This window comes from Candidatus Macondimonas diazotrophica, assembly GCF_004684205.1.
In the GTDB taxonomy this organism is placed as follows: Bacteria; Pseudomonadota; Gammaproteobacteria; order UBA5335; family UBA5335; genus Macondimonas; species Macondimonas diazotrophica.
In genome coordinates, this window is sequence record NZ_SRIO01000005.1 from 52,068 (window position 1) to 70,838 (window position 18,771).

At 61.3% G+C, this 18,771-nt stretch carries 19 protein-coding genes and 1 other RNA gene; 5 read left to right on the forward strand and 15 right to left on the reverse strand.

The window, feature by feature from the left end; translation table 11 throughout:
* Positions 1-6: 6 nt before the first annotated feature.
* The 3 genes from mraZ to rsmI form a co-directional block, all read right to left on the reverse strand.
* Positions 7-462, reverse strand: a complete 456-nt coding sequence (gene mraZ, locus E4680_RS05095; RefSeq protein WP_135281319.1) for a division/cell wall cluster transcriptional repressor MraZ — start codon at positions 460-462, stop codon at positions 7-9.
* A 257-nt stretch (positions 463-719) separates the two neighbouring features.
* Positions 720-1,091, reverse strand: an RNA gene (rnpB, locus tag E4680_RS05100) — RNase P RNA component class A.
* 8 nt (positions 1,092-1,099) lie between these two features.
* Positions 1,100-1,978, reverse strand: coding sequence for a 16S rRNA (cytidine(1402)-2'-O)-methyltransferase (gene rsmI / locus E4680_RS05105; RefSeq protein WP_135281320.1), 879 nt, complete (start codon positions 1,976-1,978; stop codon positions 1,100-1,102).
* Between the two features lie 32 nt (positions 1,979-2,010).
* Between rsmI and E4680_RS05110 the strand changes: the two genes are divergently transcribed.
* Positions 2,011-3,498 (forward strand): penicillin-binding protein activator, encoded by a 1,488-nt coding sequence (locus tag E4680_RS05110; RefSeq protein WP_135281321.1) that lies wholly within the window; start codon positions 2,011-2,013, stop codon positions 3,496-3,498.
* Complete coding sequence (locus E4680_RS05115) at positions 3,495-3,854, forward strand: YraN family protein (RefSeq protein WP_135281322.1); 360 nt, start codon at positions 3,495-3,497, stop codon at positions 3,852-3,854. Before E4680_RS05110 ends, E4680_RS05115 begins: the two co-directional genes overlap by 4 nt.
* A gap of 26 nt (positions 3,855-3,880) precedes the next feature.
* On the opposite strand, the gene E4680_RS05120 is transcribed toward E4680_RS05115, so the two are convergent.
* The 10 genes from E4680_RS05120 to E4680_RS05165 form a co-directional block, all read right to left on the reverse strand.
* Positions 3,881-4,276: a ClpXP protease specificity-enhancing factor gene (locus E4680_RS05120; protein WP_135281323.1), complete on the reverse strand. Its 396-nt coding sequence runs from the start codon at positions 4,274-4,276 to the stop codon at positions 3,881-3,883.
* A 16-nt stretch (positions 4,277-4,292) separates the two neighbouring features.
* On the reverse strand, positions 4,293-4,931 hold the full coding sequence (locus E4680_RS05125) for a glutathione S-transferase N-terminal domain-containing protein (protein ID WP_135281324.1): 639 nt from the start codon (positions 4,929-4,931) through the stop codon (positions 4,293-4,295).
* Positions 4,932-5,020: 89 nt separating this feature from the next.
* A complete protein-coding gene (locus E4680_RS05130; protein WP_135281325.1) occupies positions 5,021-5,785 on the reverse strand; it encodes a cytochrome c1 in 765 nt (254 codons plus the stop codon).
* Between the two features lie 15 nt (positions 5,786-5,800).
* On the reverse strand, positions 5,801-7,009 hold the full coding sequence (locus tag E4680_RS05135) for a cytochrome b (RefSeq protein WP_205688774.1): 1,209 nt from the start codon (positions 7,007-7,009) through the stop codon (positions 5,801-5,803).
* 32 nt (positions 7,010-7,041) lie between these two features.
* Positions 7,042-7,638: a ubiquinol-cytochrome c reductase iron-sulfur subunit gene (gene petA / locus E4680_RS05140; protein ID WP_135281326.1), complete on the reverse strand. Its 597-nt coding sequence runs from the start codon at positions 7,636-7,638 to the stop codon at positions 7,042-7,044.
* Between the two features lie 134 nt (positions 7,639-7,772).
* Positions 7,773-8,894, reverse strand: a complete 1,122-nt coding sequence (hisC, locus tag E4680_RS05145; RefSeq protein WP_205688757.1) for a histidinol-phosphate transaminase — start codon at positions 8,892-8,894, stop codon at positions 7,773-7,775.
* Positions 8,894-10,213 carry a histidinol dehydrogenase gene (hisD, locus tag E4680_RS05150; RefSeq protein ID WP_135281327.1) on the reverse strand — a complete coding sequence of 440 codons (1,320 nt, stop codon included), beginning with the start codon at positions 10,211-10,213 and terminating at the stop codon, positions 8,894-8,896. The genes hisC and hisD overlap by 1 nt, the downstream gene beginning before the upstream one ends.
* Positions 10,210-10,860, reverse strand: a complete 651-nt coding sequence (gene hisG / locus E4680_RS05155; protein ID WP_422666666.1) for an ATP phosphoribosyltransferase — start codon at positions 10,858-10,860, stop codon at positions 10,210-10,212. Before hisG ends, hisD begins: the two co-directional genes overlap by 4 nt.
* Positions 10,861-10,902: 42 nt before the next feature.
* Complete coding sequence (gene murA, locus E4680_RS05160) at positions 10,903-12,162, reverse strand: UDP-N-acetylglucosamine 1-carboxyvinyltransferase (RefSeq protein ID WP_135281329.1); 1,260 nt, start codon at positions 12,160-12,162, stop codon at positions 10,903-10,905.
* 18 nt (positions 12,163-12,180) lie between these two features.
* The gene (locus E4680_RS05165; protein WP_135281330.1) at positions 12,181-12,432 is read right to left on the reverse strand and encodes a BolA family protein; all 252 of its coding nucleotides are present in this window, start codon (positions 12,430-12,432) and stop codon (positions 12,181-12,183) included.
* Between the two features lie 239 nt (positions 12,433-12,671).
* On the opposite strand from E4680_RS05165, the gene rpmE reads away from it, so the two are divergent.
* The 3 genes from rpmE (at position 12,672) to E4680_RS05180 (ending at position 15,592) form a co-directional block, all read left to right on the forward strand.
* Positions 12,672-12,875: a 50S ribosomal protein L31 gene (rpmE, locus tag E4680_RS05170; protein WP_135281331.1), complete on the forward strand. Its 204-nt coding sequence runs from the start codon at positions 12,672-12,674 to the stop codon at positions 12,873-12,875.
* A 116-nt stretch (positions 12,876-12,991) separates the two neighbouring features.
* Positions 12,992-14,266 (forward strand): malic enzyme-like NAD(P)-binding protein, encoded by a 1,275-nt coding sequence (locus E4680_RS05175; protein ID WP_135281461.1) that lies wholly within the window; start codon positions 12,992-12,994, stop codon positions 14,264-14,266.
* A gap of 27 nt (positions 14,267-14,293) precedes the next feature.
* Complete coding sequence (locus tag E4680_RS05180; protein ID WP_135281332.1) at positions 14,294-15,592, forward strand: citrate synthase; 1,299 nt, start codon at positions 14,294-14,296, stop codon at positions 15,590-15,592.
* Positions 15,593-15,610: 18 nt separating this feature from the next.
* Here E4680_RS05180 and E4680_RS05185 read toward each other — a convergent pair whose 3' ends face one another.
* Both E4680_RS05185 and E4680_RS05190 read right to left on the reverse strand, forming a co-directional pair.
* The gene (locus E4680_RS05185; protein ID WP_205688758.1) at positions 15,611-16,279 is read right to left on the reverse strand and encodes a hypothetical protein; all 669 of its coding nucleotides are present in this window, start codon (positions 16,277-16,279) and stop codon (positions 15,611-15,613) included.
* 61 nt (positions 16,280-16,340) lie between these two features.
* Complete coding sequence (locus E4680_RS05190; RefSeq protein WP_167792394.1) at positions 16,341-18,758, reverse strand: penicillin-binding protein 1A; 2,418 nt, start codon at positions 18,756-18,758, stop codon at positions 16,341-16,343.
* Positions 18,759-18,771 lie beyond the last annotated feature (13 nt).

The following is an 18,771-nucleotide window of genomic DNA, read 5'->3' on the forward strand; positions in this document are numbered from 1 at the left end:
ATCGCTTCAGATCGACAGCTTCTGCAGCGCGGTAGACATTTCACCGTCCTCCATGCCCAGGTCAGCCAGCCATTCGGCCTGATTCTTCTCCCAGCGCTCCTCGGACCACAGCTCGAATTTGTTGCCTTGACCGATGAGCATGCCGCGGCTTTCCAAATACGCGAATTTCCGAAGCGGGGGCGTGAGCTGCAAACGTCCCTGACCATCCATGGACACCTCCGTGGCGTAGCCCATCAAGAGCCGCTGCAACTGGCGCGCGTGTCGATCCAGATTGGCCAGCTGCATCAGCTCGACCTCGACCGCCTCCCAGGCCGGAAGTGGATACACCAGCAAACACTGGTCGCGATCCACGGTCACGATCATCTGGCCCGCACAAAGCGTGGTCAGATGGTCGCGATAACGCGTCGGAATGGCCACTCGGCCCTTCCCGTCGATCGCTACCTGGCTGGCACCCCGAAACATCTGTCCTCAAAACCCCCCAATACGCCACTTCCCACCATAATTCGCCACTCAAGACACACTATGGAAGCCTTGACCCACCCTGTCAAGCAGAAGCGAGGGGGCTTGAACAAAAGACTTTTGTCTTTTATTACAGACGCTTAGGCAAGCAGAAAACCCCCGGGCGTGAACAACGCCGAGGGCTTTGAGAATCAAGTCATTAGCGCGGATAGATAAAGAAAAATCTTACGCAGCGCCCCGCGCATGCCCTGCACGGGGGGAGATGGAGCCGGCCGATAAGCCGGGTTCTGTCATGGGCAGCCATTCATCTGGGATGCGCGTCACCGCGCACCTCAAGCGATCCACCCGGGAACTGCGCACGGGCCGCGCGCCGGGAGACGAAGCCCCATGTTCCCCTATTCGATCTTGCTCCGGATGGGGTTTACCCTGCCGCCGCGTGTTACCACCGGCGCGGTGCGCTCTTACCGCACCTTTTCACCCTTACCCGACCCGAAGGCCGTCGGCGGTATATTTTCTGTGGCACTTTCCGTCGGCTCTCGCCGCCCAGGCATTACCTGGCATCCCGCCCTGCGGAGCCCGGACTTTCCTCCCCTTCGGCACAAAGCCCAAGGAGCGACTGCCTGGCCGACTCCATCCGATATTATAGATCAACCGCGGCCCGCAGGGCGATGGCACGCTGATACCAGTGCGCGCGTCCACCACCAAACCAGCGGTCCATCAGCCGGGCCACCTGCGAGGCAGGCAACTGCGCCACCAGATCAGCCAGGATGCGCTCCGCGTCCGCATTCCCAGCGGCGTCTTCGGTCGCGGATGCCACTGCCCCCGCCACCAGGAGCACACATTCTCCGCGCAAGGCATCGGAATGGGTCGTCAGGACCGACTGAACGTCAGCAAGCGTGCCGCGATAGACCGTCTCGAACCGTTTGGTCAGTTCGCGCCCCAGACACGCTTTCCGCTCCCCGCCCAGCACCTCGACACAGTCAGCGAGAACCTCGACCAGGCGACGCGGAGACTCATAGAAAATCAATGTGCGGCGCTCGCGCGCCAGTTGTTGCAAGCGGGTGCGCCGCGCCGGCCGGCGCGGTGGCAAAAACCCTTCGAAGACAAAGCGATCGGTCGGCAATCCACTCACCGACAGGGCGGCAATAGCGGCACAGGGCCCCGGAATTGGACTGATTACAACGCCGGCTGCCGCTGCCGCCGCAACCAAGCCGTAGCCGGGGTCGCTGATCAACGGCGTACCCGCATCGCTCACCAGCGCGATCGCCGCGCCGGCCTGCAAGCGCGCTATCAGCATCTGCATCTGTCGCGCCTCGTTGTGCTCATGCAGGGGGATCAACGGCTTCTGTATCCCGAAATGGGTCAAGAGCCCCCGGGTGTGGCGCGTGTCCTCCGCCGCGATGAGATCGACCGCGCCGAGAACTTCCAAGGCACGGGAAGAGAGATCACCCAGATGTCCAATCGGTGTCGCCACGACATACAGCGTGCCCGGCGTCACCCCCGCGTTCTGCGTTACCATGTCATCCTCTTTCACCAAATACTCCTGCCGGCATGCACCATTTCGATCGTTCCTTCATCCTGCCCCGCCGCAAGGGCTCGCGGTATGCGTGCGCCCCCACCGTCGCGCTCATCCTGGCGCTCTCCGCCTGCACCCCGGCGCTCCCCCCTTCTTCGGGTCATTCTGCTGCAACCGAGGCAAAAGCCACACCGAGCGCGCTTCAGGCGACCTTCGATACCGCAGAAGGCATCGAGCGCATTGAACCGGGACTGGCTGCGGCGCAGGCCTGGCTGGATGCAGGTGAAGTGCAACGTGCTGGGAATGTGCTCGAAAAATTGGCGGATATTCCGGGAACAATCGACCAGCAAGCTCGCTACGCCGTCCTGATGGCCGAAACCCGCTTGGCGCAGAATCGCCCTCTGGACGCGCGCCGATGGCTTGAGCGTGGCGCCGAAGGTCTCCCTGCATCCTGGCAGGCGCGACGTTTGCGTGCGCTGGATCGCATGGCCGAAGCGAACACCCCCGCTCCATCCGCCGAGTCGGTGGCCCTCCCCGATCCGAATACCCATCTCGTCGCCACATTGCTACCAGTGTCCGGGCGCTGGAGCGCCGCCGGCCAAGCCATTCAGGATGGGATCCTGCGGGCCTATCTCGAGGAATCCCCGTCGCGACGTCCCACCCTGCGTTTTTTTCCGGTCACCGAACAATCCGTCAGCGTCGAAGCGGCCGCCCGCGACGCGCTTGCGCTGGGTGCACGCAGTGTGATTGGACCACTCGACAAGGCCATGGTTGAAAAGGCCGCGGCCGTCATACCCCCTTCCGTGCCAATGATCGCATTGAACCGAATCGACCAAGCCCGACCCGGTTTGTTCCAGTTCGGTCTCCCGCCGGAGGATGAGGCTCGAATCGTCGCGCAGCAGGCAATGACCCTCGGCCATCGTCGGGCATGGGTGATCGCTCCGGCCAGCGAATGGGGAACCCGTTTGCATTCGGCCTTTGGGGACACCTTCGCCGCGCAGGGCGGGGAAGTTCTCCACATCACCCGCTACGACGCGGCACAATCCGATTTCCAAGCCGCATTGCGCGAGGGCCTCGCACAGGCTTCGGATGCCGACATGATCTTTCTGGCGGCCTTCATGTTTCAGGCGCAACTCCTTCAACCTCAGATCCGTTTCGTGGGCGGGGGAAACCTACCGATCTACGCCACCTCGGCAGTCTACGGCCAACCAGCCAAGCGAGATGGCAGCACCGATCTCAACGGTGTGCGCTTCCCTGACATGCCATGGCTGCTCAGCGCCGATCCGGCCGTAGCGCCAGCAGTTGCCCGCCTGCAGGCGTTGGGCATCGATGCCTATCGTGTATGGCATCAGCTGGCAAGCGTTCCTCAGCCCGACGCGGTCAGTATGGTCGGCGCAACCGGCACACTGGCCTTGGATTCAGATGGCCGAATCATCCGCCGCGATTTACCCTGGGCGCACTTCAGCGACGGAACGGTGCAGCCGGGTTTGCCTGTCGAAGACGCCCCGGTCACCGTGCCGTGAGCGGATCAGGCGCCCAAGCCGAAGATATCGCCTTGGAGCACCTGCTTGGACGGGGACTGCAGCTCATCACGCGCAACTACCGGTGCAGAGGCGGAGAAATTGACCTGATCATGAGCGATAAGCAGATTCTGGTCTTTATCGAGGTGCGCCATCGAACACGTACCGATTTTGGAACTCCAGAAGCCACTGTCAGCCATTCCAAGCGCCGCCGTCTGGTTCTGGCAGCACGCACCTACCTATATACCCACCTGATGTACGCCGCGCGGCCGATGCGCTTCGATGTGCTGGCCATTCAGGGCCCTCTGCTCGAACGTCGGATCCGTTGGGTACAAAATGCGTTTGCCAGCGATGAATAAGGGCGCGAGCATGCACCGTACCGTGATCACTTGACGACACTGAGCTTGGGGCGCCCGCCGGATCCGGAAGATGGGTCGACGGGCGGATTGTCCGGCGGGGGCTCGTCACCGTCATCCGCCTCACTGAACATCAGACCCTGACCGTTCTCGCGCGCATAAATCGCCAATACGGCACGCGGTGGAAATCGGATGTGACGCTCATGGCCATTGAAGCGCGCGGAGAAGTCGATCCCTTGGTTGGTCATGCTCAACCGGTGGGCCGCCATGGGCGAGATATTCAGGACGACACGTCCATCGCGGATCACTTCTGCAGGAACCTCGACACCCGGCTGCTCGCAGTCGACCAGCACATGCGGCGTCATGCCGTTGTCGCAAATCCATTCATGGATGGCCCGCAGCAGATAAGGCTTTCGGGAAAGCATGCGCCGGAAACCCGATCTAAAAAGACAAGGCACGCATGGTGCCTTCCTGTCCGGACAGACTGCGACCGAACGCGGGACGCTGAAAAATGCGCTCCGCATACTCCCGCAGGATTTTCGTTTCGGGCGTCCAATCGATACCGAACTGTTCCAGCCGCCACAGCAGCGGGGCCATCGTGATGTCCACGAGGGAGAAATCATGACCCAGAAAATAAGGCGGCGATGCGAACAGACGTTGGGTTTCTTTCAGTGAGTCCTGAAGCTTCTGGATCAAGGCGGTGCGTTCGGCAGATCCGCTGAGCGCCATCAGATTTTCGGCAACCGAGTACCAGTCCCGCTCCATGCGAAGCATGGCGAGCCGAAAGCGCGCGCGCGATGCGGGATCGACGGGCATCAACGGGGGATGCGGGAAGCGCTCGTCAAGATACTCCAGGATGATCCGCCCGTCATAAAGGACCAGATCGCGATCCACCAGGGTCGGCACGCTCCCGTAAGGACTCAGATCCAACAGGTCCTCATGGATCCGCTCTGGATCGGGATAGACGATCTCGCACGACACCCCTTTTTCAGCCAACACCAAGCGAACCCGATGGCAATCGAGGCAATTGGCCTTGGAAAACAAGGTCATGCTGGAGCGGCGGGAAACCGTCGAACCCATTACGTGCTCCCTGGACGATATTCCTGGAGAAAAAGACTGCGATCAGCGCAACAAGCTCCCACGCAACTTTCGCGCATAGGAGCGTATGCTCAATGAACGTCCTTCCAGTACTCTTTCTTCAATAAATATGCAAATACCCCAAAGACCGCCAGGAAAAGCAGAACCCACACGCCGACCTGGGTGCGCTTGAGCTGCGCCGGCTCGGCGATGTAGCTCATATAGGTCACCAGATCACGCACCGCGCGATCATACTCTTCCGGCGTCAACTGGCCTTCACTGACCTGTACGAACGGTGATCCGGCCGTTGCGCCGTGGCCAGCCTCACCGTGGGCATCGGCGTCGTGGTCTCCATCATCCGACTTGAGTGCCTGCCAACCCTGCAGTTCCCACAGGACATGCGGCATCCCCACATCCTTGAATACAAGATTGTTCACACCCAAGGGTTTACTCGGGTCGACATAGAAGGACTTGAGGTAGGTGTAGAGCCAATCGACCCCGCGCTGACGCGCCGTCAGCGTCAGATCCGGCGGCGCCTTGCCGAACCAGTTCGCCGCATCCGCGGCCGGCATGGCAACGGTCATGGTTTCGCCGACCTTTTCGCCAGCAAACATCAGGTTATCCACAACCAGATCGGGCGGAAGATTCAGATCCTCGGCCATGCGCGAATACCGCATGTACTGGGCCGAATGACAGCTCAGACAGTAATTGTGGAAGAGCTGTGCGCCTCGCTGCAGGGACTGCACGTTGCCCACATCGATATTGGCATGCTCAAGATGGACATCTGCGCTGGCCGCAGAAGCCAACGAAGGTAACAGGGAAAACCCCAAGACCGCAATGCGTTTCCAAACGTTCATCAGTTTCCCCTTCCGTCAGGTCAGCCGATCAGGTACAGGCTTGGTCGAATCCAGCCGGCTGTAGATCGGCATGGCCAAGAAGAACAGGAAATAGATCACGGACAACACCCGGGCAATCAGCGTGTAGGTGGGGCTTGGCGGATTCATCCCCAGATACCCCAGGCCGAGGAAGCTAACCACGAAGAGTGTCAGGGCAGTCTTGTAGATTGGGCCCTTGTAGCGGATCGATCGTACCTTCGACCGGTCGAGCCACGGCAGCAGCGCCAGAATCATCACCGCGCCACCCATCGCAATCACGCCGCCCAGCTTATCGGGGACGGCACGCAAGATCGCGTAGAACGGTGTGAAGTACCACACCGGCGCAATGTGCTCCGGCGTTTGCAGCGGATCGGCGGCCTGGAAGTTGGCGTGCTCCAGGAAATATCCGCCAAACTCGGGCGCGAAAAAGATGATCACCGAAGCCAGGGCCAGGAAGATCACCACGCCAAAGATATCCTTCACCGAGTAATAGGGATGGAAGGGAATACCATCGACCGGGATCCCGTTTTCATCCTCATTATCGTGAATCTCGATGCCGTCGGGATTGTTGGATCCGACTTCATGCAAGGCCATCAGATGCGCCACGACGAGACCCAGCAGCACCAGCGGCATCGCGATCACATGCAAGGCGAAGAATCGATTCAAGGTGGCATCGGAGACGACAAAATCACCTCGAATGAACTGTGCCAGTGCTTCACCAACGAAGGGTACGGCACCAAACAGCGAGATGATCACCTGTGCGCCCCAGTAGGACATCTGGCCCCAGGGCAGCAGATAGCCCATGAACGCCTCGCCCATCAGCACCAGATAGATCAATACGCCGAAAATCCACACCAGTTCCCGCGGCTTGCGATAGGATCCGTAAAGGAGTCCACGGAACATGTGCAGATAGACCACCACGAAAAACAGCGACGCTCCGGTGGAGTGCATGTAGCGGATCAGCCAGCCCCAGCTAACATCGCGCATGATGTACTCGACTGACGCAAACGCGTCTTGAGCGCTGGGCTTGTAGTTCATGGTCAGCCAGATTCCGGTAAGCAGCTGATTGACCAGAACCACCAGCGCCAGACTTCCGAAGAAGTACCAGAAGTTGAAGTTCTTCGGCGCGTAGTACTCGGATACCTGTTCCTTCCACATCTTGGTGACGGGAAGGCGCTCATCGACCCAGTCGAGACCCCAAAGCATCAGCTCACGGGCATTGTTCATCACACCGCGCATCAGGCCGCTCCTTTGTCATCGCCGATCATGATCTGGGAATTGCCCACGAAGCGATGGGGCGGAACCGCCATGTTGAGCGGCGCAGGTACCCCGGCAAACACCCGTCCGGCCATATCGAACCGTGAGCCATGGCAAGGACAGAAGAATCCACCCGGCCAATCGCCTCCTAAGTCCGCCGCACCCGGTTCGGGGCGATAGGTCGGCGAGCACCCCAGATGCGTGCACAGCCCAATCAGAACGAGAAACTCAGGCTTGATGGAACGATAGGTATTCTGAGCGTAGGGCGGCTGTTGATCTTGCGCCGAATCAGGGTCACGCAACTCGCTTCCCAACCCGTCCAGCTTCGACAGCATGTCCGGCGTGCGCCGAACCACCCATACCGGCTTGCCGCGCCACTCGACGGTCAAACGAGCACCCGGCTCCAATTTGCTGATATCGACTTCCACCGGCGCGCCAGCCGCTTCAGCGCGAGCGCTGGGCTGCATGGCCGCGAGGAAGGGATAAACTCCGAACACCGCACCGGCGCCGCCAACCGCCGCAGTGGCGACGGTCAGAAAGCGTCGCCGACTGGTATCGACACCCCCGTCATTGCTCATTCGTGGGATTCTCCATAGCAACTATCTTGACTGGGATGCCGGATCGACGACCGCCGATGGCCGGTCATCCCAACGTAATCCTGCCCGGGCAGGAAAAATTCGAGCGCGATTCTACACCTGCCAATCGGCATTGCCTACTTGCCGCCGTCAACATTCAGCGATTCCAGACGCGTCCGCAAGGCATCCAGAAATCGTCTGTTTTCATCCGGTCGACCGACCGTCACACGCAAGCAATCGCTCAGAGCTGGGTGCGTACCGTCCATCAATTTGATGAGAATGCCGTCCTGACGCAGCCCGTCATGAAGCGCATGCGCACACCCGTGTGGAACCCGGAACAACAGGAAATTCGCTGCTGAAGGATAAACCATCAGACCAGGGAGTGCCGCCAGGCCCGATGTCAGCCGTGTCCGCTGATTGCAAATTTCCGTCGCCTGCTGCTGCCACACCGCAGGGTACTGCATCGCCACCGTGGCCGTGATCTGGGTCAATACATTGATGTTGTAGGGAAGCCGCACCTTGTCAATTTGCGCGATCCACGCTGCTGGACCGGCCAAGACCCCGAGACGCAAGCCCGCAAGACCCGCCTTGGACAAAGTCCGCATCACCAGCACATTGCCGAAGCGGCCCGCCTGGGGCAAAAAACTGTCCGAAGCAAAGGGAGCGTAGGCCTCGTCCACCACCACGATCCCCGACGCTGCTTCGATGATTGCGCACATGTCCTCACGCGCGAACGGATTGCCCGTTGGATTATTGGGGTAGGCGAGAAACACCACGGCGGGACGATACTGCTGGATGGCGGCGATCATTGCCGCGCGATCGAGGCTGAAATCGTCGTCCCGTAACGGCACCCCGACGAAACGCACCCCGAGCCACCGCGCAATGAGCCGGTACATGGCGAAGGTGGGTTCCGGCGCAAGCACCACCGCGCCGGGGCGCGCGAGTGCCAGGATGATCATCTGGATCAGCTCGTCGGAACCGTTTCCGAGCAATACCTCGGCGGCGTCCGGAATCGCCAGCGCCGAGCGCAGGACAGGCATGAGTTCGCCCGAACGGGGATCCGGATAGCGATTCAAGGCTGCTTGCGCGATTGCCGATAGCCACGGCTGCATGAGATCGGCTGGCCAGTCATAGGGATTTTCCATGGCATCAAGCTTGATCAAGCCGTCTGCGGGATGGACGCGATACGGCGAGAGGGCCTGGATGTCTTCACGCACCCAATCCCGCATACGCCCGTCGGCACCCTGATCAGCGCTCATCACAGGCCCGTCCGGGCGACCGCAGAACCCGCATGCGCCGCAAAACCCTCGCCAGTCGCCAGGGTAGCGGCCAGCCGCCCGAGAACCGCTCCGCCTTGTGGGCCACACTGGATGATGCTGCTGCGCTTTTGAAAGTCATAGACCCCGAGCGGTGAGAAAAAGCGCGCGGTTCCCGCGGTCGGCAGGACGTGATTGGGACCCGCGCAATAATCTCCGACAGCCTCGGGCGTATATCGACCCATGAAAATCGCACCGGCATGCCGAATCGACGGTAACAGCGACTCGGGGTCCTCAACCGAGAGCTCGAGATGCTCGGGAGCCAACCGATTGGCAATTTCGGCCGCTTCATCGAGATCACGCGTTTCGATGAAGGCACCGCGACGGGACAGCGCGCGCGCGATGATGGTCTGGCGCGGCTGATCCGGCAGCAACACGGCGATCCGATCCGCGACCCGATCGAGAAATGCTCGATCGGGGCTGATCAGGACCGACTGGGCGTCCTCATCGTGCTCGGCCTGCGAGAACAGGTCGAGCGCAATCCAGTCCGGATCGGTCTGGCCATCGCAGATGATCAGGATTTCCGACGGGCCGGCGATCATATCGATCCCAACCTGCCCGAATACCAGCCGTTTGGCTGTTGCGACGAAGCGGTTTCCCGGCCCCACGATCTTGTCCACCCGGGGGATGGTGTCCGTGCCGTAGGCCAGCGCGGCGACCGCTTGGGCGCCGCCCACGGCGAAAACCTGCTCCACGCCGACAATCGCGGCCGCAGCAAGCACCAGATCGCTGCGTCGACCCTCCGGGGTCGGCACACACAGGATGATCTCGGGCACGCCGGCCACCTGCGCCGGAATCACGTTCATCAATACCGAGGAGGGATAGGCGGCTTTGCCGCCGGGCGCATAGATGCCAACCCGATCGAGCGGACGCACCTCCTGGCCCAGCACGTTGCCCAAGCCGTCCGTGTAACGCCACGATTCGAGGCGCTGGCGTGCGGCATATTCGCGCAACCGATCGGCAGCGCTCTCCAGCGCCTCACACAGCTCCGGTGCGATCCGATCCCGGGCGGCGGCCAGTTCGGCAGGTGGAATTTGCAGATCCGCCGCAGTCGCGCCAGTCGCCCATCCATCGAAACGGCGGGTATAGGCCAGCAGCGCCTCGTCTCCCTCGCGCCGGACCGCATCCAAGATTTCCTGCACCGCATGCTGCACTTCAGCCTGCTGGAGCTCGGCCTGAACCCGGAGCGCACCAAGCGCCTGCTCGAAATCCGGCTGAGCCGTCGTCAATCGGAGCAAACGCAGCGGATCGCCTGTGCTCATTGCACTCCCCTTTCGGCTTCAACCACCTCGGCCAAGGCAGCCACCAGTGCCCGCACCGACGCGTGCTTGGTCTTCCAAGATGCCGGATTGACCACCAGACGCGCGCTGATCTCCATGAGAGTCTCCAATGGGACCAAGCCATTGGCACGCAGCGTATTGCCGGTATCCACCAGATCGACGATCCAGTCCGCCAGACCGACCAGGGGTGCCAGCTCCATGGATCCATAGAGCTTGATGACATCGACCTGCTGTCCCCGCGCGGCAAAAAAGGCGCGGGTGGCCGCAACATACTTGGTCGCCACCCGCGGTTGCGCGCCGGCCTGACCGCGCCCCTCGCGACCCGCCAAGACCAGACGGCACCGCCCGATCCGGAGGTCCAGGGGCTCGTAAAGAATCGACCCGCTCTGTTCCATGAGAATGTCCTTTCCGGTCACGCCAAGGTCTGCGCCGCCATGGAGGACATAGGTTGGCACGTCCGTCGGCCGCACGATGATCAGCCGGACCGACGGTCGGGACGTTCCCAGAATCAGACGCCGGCTGGATGCGGGGTCCTCTTCCGGAACGATCCCGACGCGCGCCAGCAGCGGCAGCGTTTCCTCAAGGATGCGCCCTTTCGACAGGGCCAGCGTCAACTGAGATTCGCTCACGATCTTCTACTCACCATCGCCTGCATCGGCCGCCGCCGGCGCTCATTCAGGAATTCGCCGGATCCGGGCGCCGAGCTGCCCCAGCTTTTCCTCAATGCATTCATAGCCGCGATCGATGTGATAAATCCGATCGACCTCGGTTTCGCCTTCCGCAACCAAGGCCCCGAGCACTAACCCTGCCGAAGCACGCAGGTCCGTCGCCATGACCGGTGCACCAGTGAGACGCTCTACGCCACGAACCACCGCGACATTGCCCTGTACGCGAATGTCCGCGCCCATGCGCTCCAACTCCTGGACATGCATGTAACGGTTCTCAAAAACGGTTTCGATCATCGTCGACGCGCCTTCCGCCACCGTGTTCAAGGCCATGAATTGCGCCTGCATGTCGGTCGGAAACGCCGGATAGGGCGCCGTCCGGATGTCCACCGCGCGCGGGCGTCGGCCGCGCATGTCCAGCGTAATCGAGTGCTCACCGTACGCCAGCCCCGCGCCTGCCTCCTCGAGTTTGGCCAACACGGCGTCCAGCGTACCGTGACGGACATTCTTCAACGTCACCCGTCCGCCCGTGATCGCCCCGGCGACGAGATAGGTCCCCGTCTCGATCCGATCGGGCATGACCTCGTAGTCCGTGCCATGCAGACGCTTGGCGCCCTCGATCACCAAGGTGTCGCTTCCTGCGCCCTGAACGCGCGCGCCCATCCTGTTGAGAAAATGAGCCAGATCGACCACTTCCGGTTCACGCGCCGCGTTCTCGATCACGGTGGTTCCTTCAGCCAAAGTGGCCGCCATCATCAGATTCTCCGTGCCGGTCACTGTCACCGTCTCAAGGACAATACGTGCACCCTTGAGGCGTCCGGCCCGCGCGCGGATATACCCGTTCTCCACCCGGATGTCGGCGCCCATCGCCGTCAGTCCGTCGATATGCAGGTTGACCGGCCGTGATCCGATGGCGCACCCGCCCGGCAAGGAGACTTCCGCCTCACCAAATCGCGCGACCAGCGGGCCCAGCACCAGAATGGAGGCGCGCATGGTCTTGACCAGATCATAGGGGGCATGGACGTTATCCACGGCGCTGGCGTCGACCTCGACACCCATGCCATCAGACAGCGTTACCCGGACCCCCATGCCGGAAAGGAGCGCAATGCTCGTCGTGACATCATGCAAATGCGGGACGTTGCGCACCAGGCAAGATTCGTCTGTCAGCAGGCAAGCCGCCAGAATGGGCAAGGTGGCATTCTTGGCACCGGAAACGCGGGCTTCGCCCTCCAAGGGCTTGCAGCCCGTAATCACCAACCTGTCCATGCCGCCCGAATCTCCGCGTCAACCGGCTGGGCAGCGGGCCGCCCATTCCTCGGGGGTGAGCGTCTCCAGGGCCAGCGCATGGATCTCGCCACCCATCCGTTCACCCAGCGCCGCGTACACACGCTGATGGCGCTGCACAGGACGCAAACCGCTGAAGGCGCCAGAGACCACGAGCGCCGAGAAATGAACGCCATCGTCCCCTTCGACCCGCACGGGATCGGCTTCGGGCATGTGCTCCTTGATCAGGGCGGCAATTTGTTCAGCAGTCATATCAAACCAAATCCTGCGACGGAACTTCAAAGAAATCGGGAGCCAACGGCCCAATCGGTAGGGATCGTGCCGCATCGATGATTGCGCATCATATCGGAAAACCCCAGCAGCGACATGGCCGCCGTCATCCCTCGCCGATTCTGGCTGACACGTCATTATTGCCCTTGCCGATTCGTCCCGCTAGAATTAGCCGTTTTCGAGCAGTGGGCCGACCGGCCCGGACAGAGGTCATCGTCGCCATGCGCACCGACATCCATCCTACCTACCAGCAGGTCACCATCACCTGCAGTTGCGGCAACCGATTCGAAACCCGCTCCACCCTTGGATCGGACCTGCATATCGAAGTCTGCTCGCAATGCCATCCGTTTTACACCGGCAAGCAGAAAATCATCGATACCGGGGGTCGGGTCGACAAGTTCCGCCGGCGTTACGGCACGAAGTAAGCGCTTGGCCACGCCTGGCGGAATCCGCGCTCGACCATGCGGGGGACTCACGCTGGTGATGCCCCGCCTTGTGGCACCCTTGTAGCCCCCCTCCTCGATCGGCAGCCCGCCCCATGATGACGGAAGACGAACTGACGCAAGCGGCTTTGGATTACCACGCGAAGCCCAAGCCGGGCAAGCTGGCGATCGCCGTAACCAAGCCTTTCACGACCTATAGTGAACTGTCATTGGCATACAGCCCCGGCGTGGCCGCGCCGGTACGGGCCATTGCCGCCAATCCGGACGATGCCTTTCGCTACACTTCCAAAGGCAATCTGGTCGCCGTCATCACCGATGGCACAGCGGTGCTCGGACTCGGGAATACCGGCGCCCTGGCCGGCAAACCGGTCATGGAAGGCAAGGCCGTCCTGTTCAAGAAGTTCGCCGATGTCGATGTCTTCGATATCGAAGTCGACGCCGAGAATCCGCAGGATTTCATCGACACCGTTACCCGCATTGCCCCGACGTTCGGCGGCATCAACCTCGAGGACATCGCAGCGCCGCACTGCTTCGAGATCGAACGGGCGCTTGTGGAACGGCTGGACATCCCGGTTTTTCACGATGATCAACACGGGACCGCCATCATCGTGGCCGCCGGCCTGCTCAATGCCTTGGAGCTTCAGGATAAGCGGATCGAATCGGCGCGCATCGTCTGCCTGGGGGCCGGCGCCGCCGGAATCGCCTCGATGAATCTGCTGCTCGCCCTGGGGGCACGCCGCGAAAACCTGCTCCTCGTCGACCGGCGCGGCGTGATTCACCGGGAACGCGAAAACCTTGATCCCACCAAGGCGGCGTTTGCCATTGAGACCCCGTGCCGCACCCTGGCCGACGCATTGGCCGAATCCGATGTTTTCATCGGTGTCTCCGGACCCAACCTGGTCACTGCGGAGATGCTCAAAACCATGGCGCCTCGCCCTGTGGTCTTCGCGCTGTCCAATCCGGACCCGGAAATTCGCCCCGAGGTCGCACTGCGCGTGCGCAGCGATCTGATCATGGCGACCGGTCGCAGCGATTACCCGAATCAGGTGAACAACGTGCTCGGTTTTCCCTACCTGTTCCGAGGGGCTCTGGATGTGCGCGCCAAACGCATCAACCGCGAGATGCATATTGCAGCCGTCCAGGCTTTACGTGCATTGGCTCATGAACCCGTGCCCAGCGAAGTCCTGAACGCCTATGGAAAATCCGACCTGGCGTTCGGCCCCGGCTACATCATTCCCACTCCCCTGGATCCCCGATTGATCGATTATGTTCCCCCAGCCGTCGCGAAAGCAGCGGTGGATTCGGGTGTCGCCCGCGCCGCCTATCCGGCCCATTACCCTCAACCACCGGTGGACATTCATACGCCCGCCTGAGCCAAATCCCCTGCAGGAGTCCTGTCGATGAGCGAACAGAAGCTGGTCCTGTCCGATCCCGCCACCGGCAAGCAATGCGAATTGCCGGTCCGTAAAGGCACTCATGGCCCCGCAGTGGCCGATATCGGCAGCTTGTACCGTGAACATGCCATGTTCACCTACGACCCGGGTTTCGTATCCACCGCAAGTTGTCGCAGCGATATCACATATATTGATGGCAACCAGGGTATTTTGCTCTATCGCGGTTACCCCATCGAACAACTGGCCGAGAAGAGCAATTTCATCGAAGTCGCCTACCTCCTGCTGTATGGCGAGTTGCCCACCCAGACCCAGCTCGACACGTTCAATCATTCGATCCGCTACCACACGATGATCCATGAGTCACTTCGGGATTTTTTCCGTGGCTTCCACTACGACGCGCATCCCATGGCGATGCTGACCGGTGTGGTCGGTTCCTTGTCGGCTTTTTATAACGCCGCTCAGGACACCCGCAACAAGGACGATCAGGAAATCTTTGCGCACCGCATGATCGCCAAGATTCCGACCATTGCAGCCTGCGCCTACAAGCACTCGATCGGACAGCCGTTCGTCTATCCGCGCAACGATCTGGATTACGCGAGTAACCTGCTGCACATGCTGTTTGCGGTGCCGGCGGAAACCTATGAAGTCGATCCGGTTGCCGCGCAGGCACTCGACATGCTGTTCATCCTGCATGCCGATCATGAGCAGAATGCCAGCACCTCGACGGTGCGGCTGGCCGGCAGCTCCGGAACCAATCCTTACGCTGCGATTTCCGCCGGCGTTGCCTGCCTGTGGGGGCCCGCACATGGCGGCGCCAATGAGGCGGTATTGAACATGCTCGAACAAATCGGTGATGTAAAACAGATTCCCCAATACATCGCCAAAGCCAAGGACAAGAACGACGCATTCCGCCTGATGGGCTTTGGCCATCGCGTCTACAAGAACTACGATCCCCGTGCGACGGTCATCCGCGGCATGTGCCACAAGATCCTGCAGCGCCTCGGCAAGGAAAACGATCCCTTGTTCGAACTTGCCCTGGAACTGGAGCAAATCGCTCTGAATGACGAGTATTTCAAGGAAAAGAAGCTCTATCCCAACGTAGACTTCTATTCCGGCATCATCTATAAGGCGCTCGGCCTCCCAACCAACATGTTCACCGTGATGTTTGCGATCGCCCGCACGGTGGGCTGGGTTGCCCACTGGATCGAGATGACCAACGATCCGGAACAGCGCATCGGCCGTCCTCGGCAGATCTATACGGGCGCGGCGCAGCGCGACTACCTCGATCCCGCTCAGCGCGACTGAGCTGCGCGACCCGGCGTCTCAGCGGGCAGGCGGCCAGAAGCCGCCTGCGTGCAGCACCTCCGCACGGTCTTCTGCGGGTTCTGCCAGCAAGGCGCGCACTCTCGCCAGATTGGCGCGCTCCATGGGGCGCTTGGTCACCGGGCTCAAAGGCGGCTGCCGAATTCCATGTCGATCAAAAACGGTTGCGGCAACCGGAATCCCGTCGACCTGAAACCGGAACACCGGGCAGCACACGTACTCGGCAGCACCGGTTCGCACACGCCGCTCCTCGACATGATGGGGAATCCCTTGGTCAAATAGCCGCATCGCGACCTGCTCTGCCGAATCGGCAAACAGGTGCAGCGTGATCTCCGAATGGCGGTCGGCGCGACCACTGAGCACCGAGCCCACCAGCCGCGGCTGGAACGGCTGAAAAAAGACCATGGCTTCACAAGCAACCTCCCGCAGTCGGCGCAGTTGTGCGGGTTGCGAATCTCTGTGAAACAAACGCTGATAGGCCGCAAGCGCAGCCTCGATTTCGTCATTGCGTGGAAAGTTCGGACTGTTCCGGGCGATTCCCAGGCGCCCCGCCGCCTTTTGCTTGGCTAGCGCGTAGTCGCACACGCCTTCCTCGACCATGATCCGAGCAGCCGTCTGGATGATCCGTTCGCGCTGCTGCCAGGATTTCCCGCCCATGCCACGTGCCATCAAGTGTCCTCCTGATCGGTGAAAAAACGGCCGATGGCCGCACTCTCCCATCGAAAGAGAATCAAAACAGATCGCGCAACTCCTCCTGTCGAACCGTCGGCATCTCGGGACCAAGCATACCTTCAGGCGATTCGGTCTGTGCTTCCGCCGGCAGCCGATCCGCGAGGAAGTATTCGTAACGTCCGGCCGGATCGCTGCGCGTGGTCTGCAGGCCCGTCACTTTGGACACCCACAACGCCGTCACGCCGGGCGGGGGATCAACCGGATGGATCGGCACATTCTTGAGCGCCTGTTGCATGTAGTCTGCCCAGATCGGCGCTGCAGTCACGCCACCGGACTCCCCTCGCCCCAATGAGCGCATCTGATCAAATCCGACCCAGGTCACCGCGACGAGGTCCGGCGTGTAGCCGGCGAACCATGCATCGCGCAGGCCATTGGTCGTTCCCGTCTTACCCGCCACGTCAGGGCGACCCACCTTGGCCGCGCGGCGACCTGTTCCCCGCGTAATAACCTCCTGCATGAGACTGGTCATCAGAAAGGCCGTGCGTGGATCCATCACCTGCGGTGCCGCATGGCTGGGCTCCGGGACGAAATCCGGACCGCCGAGGGTGACGGCCGGATAGTCAGAAAGCCACCGCTTCTCCCCTCGACCTTGCCCGATTTTCGGCTGTGCATCGCATGGGTCACAGGCCATCTCCGGAGTTCGGGCATACACCAGGCGCCCTGCATGATCTTCCACCTTGGCGACCAGATAAGGCGTCACCAGATAACCACCACTGGAAAAAACCGCGTATCCCCGCGCAACTTCGAGCGGTGTGAGTTCTGCGGTGCCCAAGGAGAGCGAAAGATCCGCCGGAATATGCTGAATGGGAAAACCGAATCGCTCGACATAGCGAACGCCGGTGCGCACACCCATTTCCTGCAAAAGCCGCACCGACACCAGATTGCGGGAATGCACCAGCCCGTCGCGGAGCGGCGTTGGTCCGTAGAATCGGCCGGTGTAGTTCTCCGGCCGCCACACCTCGCCCTTGGCGCCTTGCGCGTATTCCACCGGTGCGTCGTTGATGATCGAAGCGGGGGTATATCCGTTATCGAAAGCCGCCGCATAGAGAAACGGCTTGAAGCTCGAGCCCGGTTGACGACGCGCCTGAAGGGCACGGTTGAACGGACTTTTCACAAAATCGAATCCGCCGACCAATGCCAGGATACGGCCGTCACGCGGACTGATGCTGACCATGGCGCCCTGAACCTCCGGCACTTGCGCCAACACCCATTGGTCCCCGACCTGACGAACCCGGATGACATCCCCAGCCTTCAGAACATCCGACGCTCGAACTGGATACGCCCCCTGTCGATCATCACTCATCCAGGGACGCGCCCAGCGCATGTTAGACCAGGCCAATGCTGCTTCGCCCTTGCCCGCGATCTGCACCCGCGCCGCACTTGGCTCGACCTTCAGCACCACAGCGGGACGCATACCGCCCACAACCGGAACGGCGCTCAGACGCCGCGCCAAGGCTTCGGGCCCCTCGCTGACTGACCACTGATCTTCCGGTCCCCGGTACCCGTGGCGGCGGTCATAGTCCAGCAATCCATCGCGCAGGGAATGCTCGGCAGCCCGCTGAAGATGGCTATCCAAGGTCGTATAGACCGTTAATCCCGAACGGTAGATGTCGCCCCCCATTCGTGCATGCAGTTCCTGCCGCACCATCTCGGCCACATAGGGTGCATTGAGACCAAGGCTTGTATTGTGAAGCGACGCGGTATTGGGCGTCGCCAACGCCGCGTCGCGTTGCTCGGGGGTGATCCAGCCCAGATGGGCCATGCGCTGCAGCACGTAATCACGACGCGTCAACGCCGCGGTGGGGTTGGCGATCGGGTTGATTCTGGAGGGCGCCTTGGGAAGACCCGCCAGGGTCGCCCATTCGGGCAAGGACAGCTCCCAGACGCTCTTGCCGTAATACACTCGGGATGCAGCCTCTACACCATAGGCCCGCTGCCCCAGATAAATCTTGTTGAGATAAAGCGCCAGGATTTCTTCTTTACTCAGCTCACGCTCGATCCGAAAGGCAAGCATGATCTCGCGCAGTTTGCGCTGATAGGTCTTTTCAGGGCTCAGAAAGAAATTGCGCGCCACCTGCATGGTGATGGTGCTGCCGCCCTGTTCCTTTTCCCCCGTCAGCGCCAAGCGCGACAACGCTCGCAACAGTCCCTGGTAATCCACACCAGGATGCTCAAAAAACCGGTCGTCCTCCGCCGCGAGCACGGCCTTGATCAGCAATGGCGGGAACTGATCAAACGCTATGGGCTCCCGCCGCTGATCGCCGAACTCACCGATGAGCAGCCCATCCTGAGTGTAGATCCGCAAGGGGACTTCGAATTGGAAATCGTGCAGGGCCTGGACGGCGGGGAGTTGCGGCATGAGGTAGAGGTACAACCCCAGTACGGCCGCTGCGGTCAGCGTCACCGCCGTCAGCATCGTTCCCGCCAAC

Bases quoted from the DNA above. Each gene is read 5' to 3' on its own strand.
- mraZ (WP_135281319.1), bottom strand. From the start codon at position 462: ATGTTTCGGGGTGCCAGCCAGGTAGCGATCGACGGGAAGGGCCGAGTG.
- rsmI (WP_135281320.1), bottom strand. From the start codon at position 1,978: ATGGTAACGCAGAACGCGGGGGTGACGCCGGGCACGCTGTATGTCGTG.
- E4680_RS05110 (WP_135281321.1), top strand. From the start codon at position 2,011: ATGCACCATTTCGATCGTTCCTTCATCCTGCCCCGCCGCAAGGGCTCG.
- E4680_RS05120 (WP_135281323.1), bottom strand. From the start codon at position 4,276: ATGCTTTCCCGAAAGCCTTATCTGCTGCGGGCCATCCATGAATGGATT.
- E4680_RS05125 (WP_135281324.1), bottom strand. From the start codon at position 4,931: ATGGGTTCGACGGTTTCCCGCCGCTCCAGCATGACCTTGTTTTCCAAG.
- E4680_RS05130 (WP_135281325.1), bottom strand. From the start codon at position 5,785: ATGAACGTTTGGAAACGCATTGCGGTCTTGGGGTTTTCCCTGTTACCT.
- E4680_RS05135 (WP_205688774.1), bottom strand. From the start codon at position 7,009: ATGCTTTGGGGTCTCGACTGGGTCGATGAGCGCCTTCCCGTCACCAAG.
- petA (WP_135281326.1), bottom strand. From the start codon at position 7,638: ATGAGCAATGACGGGGGTGTCGATACCAGTCGGCGACGCTTTCTGACC.
- hisC (WP_205688757.1), bottom strand. From the start codon at position 8,894: ATGAGCGCTGATCAGGGTGCCGACGGGCGTATGCGGGATTGGGTGCGT.
- hisD (WP_135281327.1), bottom strand. From the start codon at position 10,213: ATGAGCACAGGCGATCCGCTGCGTTTGCTCCGATTGACGACGGCTCAG.
- murA (WP_135281329.1), bottom strand. From the start codon at position 12,162: ATGGACAGGTTGGTGATTACGGGCTGCAAGCCCTTGGAGGGCGAAGCC.
- E4680_RS05165 (WP_135281330.1), bottom strand. From the start codon at position 12,432: ATGACTGCTGAACAAATTGCCGCCCTGATCAAGGAGCACATGCCCGAA.
- rpmE (WP_135281331.1), top strand. From the start codon at position 12,672: ATGCGCACCGACATCCATCCTACCTACCAGCAGGTCACCATCACCTGC.
- E4680_RS05175 (WP_135281461.1), top strand. From the start codon at position 12,992: ATGACGGAAGACGAACTGACGCAAGCGGCTTTGGATTACCACGCGAAG.
- E4680_RS05180 (WP_135281332.1), top strand. From the start codon at position 14,294: ATGAGCGAACAGAAGCTGGTCCTGTCCGATCCCGCCACCGGCAAGCAA.
- E4680_RS05185 (WP_205688758.1), bottom strand. From the start codon at position 16,279: ATGGCACGTGGCATGGGCGGGAAATCCTGGCAGCAGCGCGAACGGATC.
- E4680_RS05190 (WP_167792394.1), bottom strand. From the start codon at position 18,758: ATGCTGACGGCGGTGACGCTGACCGCAGCGGCCGTACTGGGGTTGTAC.